The organism is Streptomyces sp. NPDC090442, assembly GCF_044769405.1.
Taxonomy (GTDB): domain Bacteria; phylum Actinomycetota; class Actinomycetes; order Streptomycetales; family Streptomycetaceae; genus Streptomyces.
Genome location: NZ_JBIVXW010000162.1, coordinates 1 through 5,554, shown reverse-complemented (window position 1 = coordinate 5,554; position 5,554 = coordinate 1). Strand labels below are relative to the sequence as shown.

Sequence of the window (5,554 nt, the reverse complement as noted above, 5' to 3'; positions counted from 1 at the left end):
CCGACGGCCGGCACCACCGAACGGCCCAGCGATCCTGCAGATCACGACACCTGATGCAGCATCACCCAAGCACCGCCGGATGACACCAGCCGCCTAATCAATCGACGTTGGGCAAGGGCCAACGCCGCTGGACCATGCGCTGGAAAGCACCCTTGAACGCCTTCCAGATCGCCTTCGAAGGCCGCCTCACCCCCACCACCAACAACTGACACCTCAACAACCAAGATCAGCCGTTGATTGGAAACACCATGCCCATCTATACCAGCACCGGCATCAGCCAGGACCCTGCCCCACTCCTCGGGTGCAACATGACCACCAACAAGGAGTACATCGTCATCAACCCCCCCGGAGGAAACCAGGAAATCAACCTCGAATTCTCAGTCGGCGACGTAGAGAACCCCGAAAACCCGGAATTATACCCGCCCAACCTCCCCGCCTGGGCAGACACAATCGTCTTCCGGATCCCCATCGGAGACGGCGATGAACACCTGGTCAAGCAAGAAAACGCAGACAGGATATCAGCAAACGTCCCCACCGATTGGGGCTATTCACCGATACCGGCAGCAAACGGATACAAGGTGATAGAGTTCACCGCTAAAAATCCACAAGGATATCACTTCAACAAGGGGACGACAATCGCCTTCATAATCACACATGTCATCGTCAACAACACCAAAGGAAAACCCGTCATTGAAATCACAGAAGAGACCAGTAAGCAGCCCTCAAGCCCCTTCACCAAAAAGACAAGACGCATGGAAGTAGTTAAACTGGATGGCAGCTTCTACTTCCGAAGCCTCCGCGCAAGACAATCCGTCGTAGACCGAGGCAGCACCGTCACACTCAACTGGGAAGGCACATCAAACGCCACCTACACCATGTACCAAGACGACAAAGCATTCGGCCCCGACTCCGAAAACAAACCACACGGAGGCAGATGGGACAGCGACCCCATCACCGACATCACCAACTTCACCCTCAAAGCCGAACACGCAGACGCCAACCTACCTCACTACCTCACCACAACCGTCAAAGTCAAAGAACCCAACATCACCGTCCACCACCTCACCACCCTAGGAGAAAGCGGACTCAACATCCCGACTCCAGACCCAAAACTGAGTGCCGCATACTCAGGAGTTGCACAAAACGGCCATCCGGCAGCACACGCCATCGACGGCATTGAATCTACCTATTTTGAGTCCATGCAAGGACCAGCCCTCAATCAAACCCTTACAGTAAGCCTCGACAGTCCGAGTACAATTCAAAGGCTACACATAAAGTACGGCCAGCCCAACCGTCTCGCCACGTCCTGCGCCGTAGAGTACTCCCCCACAGGGACAGAACCTTGGATCACCCACGAGAACAATTTCCAGGGATACGGAGATTGGAATTTCGCATTACCGCCCACCACCCCCATTAAAGCAATTCGCATCAGAACGAAAGCACTCGCGGCAATGCCCCTAGTAATCCGAGCAATAACACTGGAAACCCAACAACCCACCGCAGGCACCATGACCCTTAGAGACGGGATGGCGAGCATCAGCACCCCGTTGAGCGTGACTGGAGATATTACAGCAGCAAGAAGCATCGGCATTACCGGAGACGCTGCCATCGCAGGTGACGCCAGCATCACGGGAGACGCCAGCATCACGGGAGACGCCAGCATCACGGGAGAGCTGGGTATCGGCGCTGGCCTTGAGCTTGCAGGACCAACAGGACTGATCGATTGGGTCTCAATCGACACCCCAGAGAGTTCAGATTGGCGTGATGTGGAAGTGTTGACGGATGGCTTGATGCAATTCGCCACCAATATTCGGGACACTACCTGTACGTATGAGATTTATATCAAATACACTCGCCCCAGAGTAGAGTCCAGCTCGACTATAACCCTCCGCCCAAGTCAGACCTCTGACTGGATCCCAGTCTTTCGGGGAACGCAGGTGAGATACAGAAAAGTGGGGGGAACGGGTGGTCTCGCTAGTCAAATGATGGCGTTCGGCACGGGCGTGTACGAGATGCCTGGTACTACTGATCTTTGACTACGGGCTTGATGCGGGTGGGGGGAGTTCGAGACCAGTCCCGGCCAGGAATGCGGTGAGGAGTTCGGGGTGGCGCTGGATGTAGCGCAAGGCGCTCTTCGCGGCCTGGTGGAGTTCGCTAATCGAACGGAACGCCCGGTTCGCGATCTTCTCCTTGGCGTGTGCCCAGAGCAGTTCGACGGGGTTCAACTCCGGTGCGTAGGAGGGCAGCTGGATGATCGTGAGCCAGCTCTGCCGCTGCGCGTACTGTTTCACGTGCTTGCTGATGTGACTGGAGTAGTTGTCCCAGACGATGGCGACGGGGCCGTCCAGGCGGCGGTGCAGCAGGGCCAGGAAGCGGGGGAAGTCCTTCTTCGTGTAGCCGCCCGACGGCTTGATCGCGTAGATCATCCGGGGTTCCTCGCCGCCCTTGAAGCAGATCCACGCCGCCATGCTGATCTTGTCGTTGCGTTTCCCGGACATCCGCAGTATCGGGGTCTGCCCGGCCTTGCCCCAGGTGCGGCGGACCGGCCCGTTCAGCCAGGCCCCGGCCTCGTCCTCGAAACAGACCCACCCTCCACCTTCGGTGACCTGCGCGGATGGGACGCCGCCGGCCACGTCTCCGCGCGCCATGCGGCAATCGCCTCCTCGTTTCGCTCCACGGCCCGCACCTTGGGCACCTGCCACGACCAGCCAAGGCGATCCAGCAGTCGCCACACCCCGGAAATCTCGTACGTGACCTTGAACCGCTCCTCGATCAGCACCCCGACCCGGGCCAGCGTCCACCGCTGGTCCTCCCACCCGTACGCCGTCGGCCCCGCCCGCAGCAGATCATCCAGCTCCCGTTCCTGCTCCGCGCTCAGATACGAGTTGCCGCCCGGCCCCTTGGACAGCAGAGCCTCCCAGTCTGCGGCTGGCTCGCGGAGCAGAGGAAGAGGCATGCGCCGGTGGACGGGATGCGGGAGGCGGTCGCGGTGGACGGCAAGACAGCACGCGGCGCCCGCACCGCCGGCGGAGATCAAATACATCTGATGGCCGCACTCGACCACGACAGCGGCATTGTCCTCGGGCAGGTCGACGTCGAGTCGAAGACGAACGAGATCACCCGGTTCCAGCCCCTGCTCGACCCGCTCGACCTGGCCGGGAAAGTGGTGACCGCCGACGCCCTGCACACCCAGCGCGCCCACGCCCGCTGCCTCGTCGAAGACAAGGGCGCGGACTACGTGTTGACGGTGAAACAGAACCAGCCAACACTGTTTTCCCAGCTCAACGCGCTGCCCTGGGCCAACGTCCCAGGCCGGTCCTTCACCCGGACCAGAGGCCATGGACGCAAGGAGCACCGCGCCGTCTGGTCGTCACGGTGCCCGCCGGCCTGCACTTCCCCTATGCCGCCCAGGCGTTCCGGATCCGCCGCACCGTCCGCCACCTCGACGGACGGATCAAACACACCGAGACCGTCTACGGCATCACCAGCCTGCACCCGCACCAGGCCGGCCCCACCCAGCTCGGCATCTACGCCCGCGGGCACTGGAACATCGAGAACAGGCTCCACTGGGTCCGGGACGTCACCTTCGACGAGGACCGCTCACAAGTCCGCACCGGCAACAGCCCCCGCGCCATGGCCACCCTCCGCAACCTGGCCATCAGCACCTGCCGCCTGGCCGGAGCCACCAACATCGCCCGAACCCTACGCGCCAACGCCCGTGACCACACCCGCCCGTTGACCATGCTCGGCCTCACCTGAACGACTTTGCCGAGGCCCTGAGCCCTGACGGCACCCCGTCCCCGACCCAAAAGACCCACGTTCACCTTCCGCAGCTTAAACCACCATGCAGTGGATCGAGGCTGGCAGGAAGATGGGTCGCTGACCGGTTGCCAATCTCTTCAATCAGCGCCACCATGAAAACCTTGGAGTTCTTCGTCATCCATTTTCGAGACTGATGCGAGATCACGATTAACGGAGCGCGGGTAAGCAGGGACGCCGGAGTGACGTGACTCTGCCGTTTTGGACCTTGCCACACAAATTAGACGCCCGCTAGGATGGTGTGACCCTACTGAAGCGCCAGGATGGAACAGCCCTATGAAATTGGACTGCTTGCACGCACTGAACCCTTCACCGATGGTAAATATTGCAGTGCCACTGACACAGTGTCCGGCAAGTGCGTCTACGTCAAGGGCCAGTCAGTAGCGGCTGGACAGTCGACACGATCGCGCAGTCCAAGCCAATGGGTAACTGAATTTCTTTTATCCTCGACTTCCGAGGGCGGCGGCATTTTCGCAGGATAGACATGTCTCACGCGGTGCACTACGCCTCACTCGTGCACAGCTACGGCGCTGCCCGCTCTCTGAGCCAGCTAAGCCCGGATGACAGAAAAAGAACCGCAATGCCCTTTAATCTGCATTAAGCGTTTAAGCGGCTCAGTAAAATGAGCGACAACTGCCAGTCCCCCTTATTCACTGGATGTAACTATGCGAGAGAGCTGCCTTCTCTGTGCTGCCCACCTCGACAGCGCCCCTAATTTAGAATATTTTTGTTGCTCTGATTGCCTGTCCAGCCTCCGTGAAGTTTTGGAAAATCTCCCTCACCTCTACGTCTGTCTACATACCGAACTGCAAACTTTCCCGCGCAGGTCCGCAGAGACTCCCGTCACCCGCCCTCCTTGGAAGTACCGATCTCCTCCTCTCCCTATACGATTACCTCTCCTTTCTCACGCCATCGCTTGCCTCAACACTGTATATACATGGGCTACTCACACCTTGCCCGAAAAAATTCCTTCGCCTCCCTTGCGCCCTGGTTCACTTCTGCAACACCTCTGCCTGGCTCTCCTGGCCGAACTTCCCCGGACGGTCCGCACCATTGATGATGCAAAAGACGCAAGTAACGCTCGAGCTGCCTACCACCGTGCACGCCTCCTTCTCGGCTTCAATAAAAGCCCGAGGCGACTTCCGACACCTTGCCCAAAATGCAATCGTAGATCCCTTACTCAATTACCGGACGGCGTGATTCTCTGCCGAATGTGCGCCAGCCGTCTGACTCTCTCTGGTTCACCTGTCGCCGATTACTCGCCAACCAAAGAGGGAAATCAGAATAGTTCGATCTCTGCAAAGACCGTTAAACGTCGAAACGTCCAGAATATCACGGCGCCTGATAATCCACGTTACCGTCTCTTGACCACTGCCGAGGCGGCTGAAATTGCAGGTGTCACCATCGCATGCATTCGCCAGTGGGATCATCGAGGCTATCTCACCCCCATAGCCCATCAAGGAAATAGAAACCTGTACCGTGAAGATCATGTCCTGGAAGTCGAACGTATCCGCCGGGAGGCTTCTGCGGGGTCGAGGCCTGGTCGCAGGTAGATATTATTTGAGTGAAGGTTTCTCATCCTGAGCGCCAGGCAATCTCGATGGTGTGAACGGCGATGACGGTTCGACTGATGCGGTTGGGGCCAGGGCTGTTGCAAAGTCTTGGGGGTTCCACGAATCTGCAGGTCACAGCTGGGTGACGGTCTGTCAGGATGGCCTCTCCGTATGCAACGAAG

Annotated in this window: 5 protein-coding genes and 1 pseudogene; 4 read left to right on the top strand and 2 right to left on the bottom strand. The window is 58.9% G+C overall.

Going from position 1 to position 5,554, the window contains the following annotated elements; translation table 11 throughout:
• Window positions 1-248 precede the first annotated feature (248 nt).
• Complete coding sequence (locus tag ACIQU6_RS43645) at window positions 249-2,036, top strand: discoidin domain-containing protein (RefSeq protein WP_403488130.1); 1,788 nt, start codon at window positions 249-251, stop codon at window positions 2,034-2,036.
• On the opposite strand, the gene ACIQU6_RS43640 is transcribed toward ACIQU6_RS43645, so the two are convergent.
• Together ACIQU6_RS43640 and ACIQU6_RS43635 are read right to left on the bottom strand one after the other, a co-directional pair.
• On the bottom strand, window positions 2,037-2,648 hold the full coding sequence (locus ACIQU6_RS43640; protein ID WP_403488128.1) for an IS630 family transposase: 612 nt from the start codon (window positions 2,646-2,648) through the stop codon (window positions 2,037-2,039).
• Entirely contained in the window at window positions 2,552-2,956 is a 405-nt protein-coding gene (locus tag ACIQU6_RS43635; RefSeq protein ID WP_403488126.1) for a winged helix-turn-helix domain-containing protein, read from the bottom strand. Before ACIQU6_RS43635 ends, ACIQU6_RS43640 begins: the two co-directional genes overlap by 97 nt.
• A gap of 15 nt (window positions 2,957-2,971) precedes the next feature.
• Here ACIQU6_RS43635 and ACIQU6_RS43630 point away from each other — a divergent pair.
• From ACIQU6_RS43630 to ACIQU6_RS43620, 3 genes and pseudogenes are all read left to right on the top strand, one after another.
• A pseudogene (locus ACIQU6_RS43630) lies at window positions 2,972-3,313 on the top strand (ISAs1 family transposase); the annotation flags it as partial.
• Window positions 3,314-3,375: 62 nt separating this feature from the next.
• Window positions 3,376-3,759 carry a transposase gene (locus ACIQU6_RS43625; protein WP_403488132.1) on the top strand — a complete coding sequence of 128 codons (384 nt, stop codon included), beginning with the start codon at window positions 3,376-3,378 and terminating at the stop codon, window positions 3,757-3,759.
• A 725-nt stretch (window positions 3,760-4,484) separates the two neighbouring features.
• Window positions 4,485-5,372 carry a helix-turn-helix domain-containing protein gene (locus ACIQU6_RS43620; protein ID WP_403488124.1) on the top strand — a complete coding sequence of 296 codons (888 nt, stop codon included), beginning with the start codon at window positions 4,485-4,487 and terminating at the stop codon, window positions 5,370-5,372.
• The last annotated feature ends 182 nt before the right edge of the window (window positions 5,373-5,554 follow it).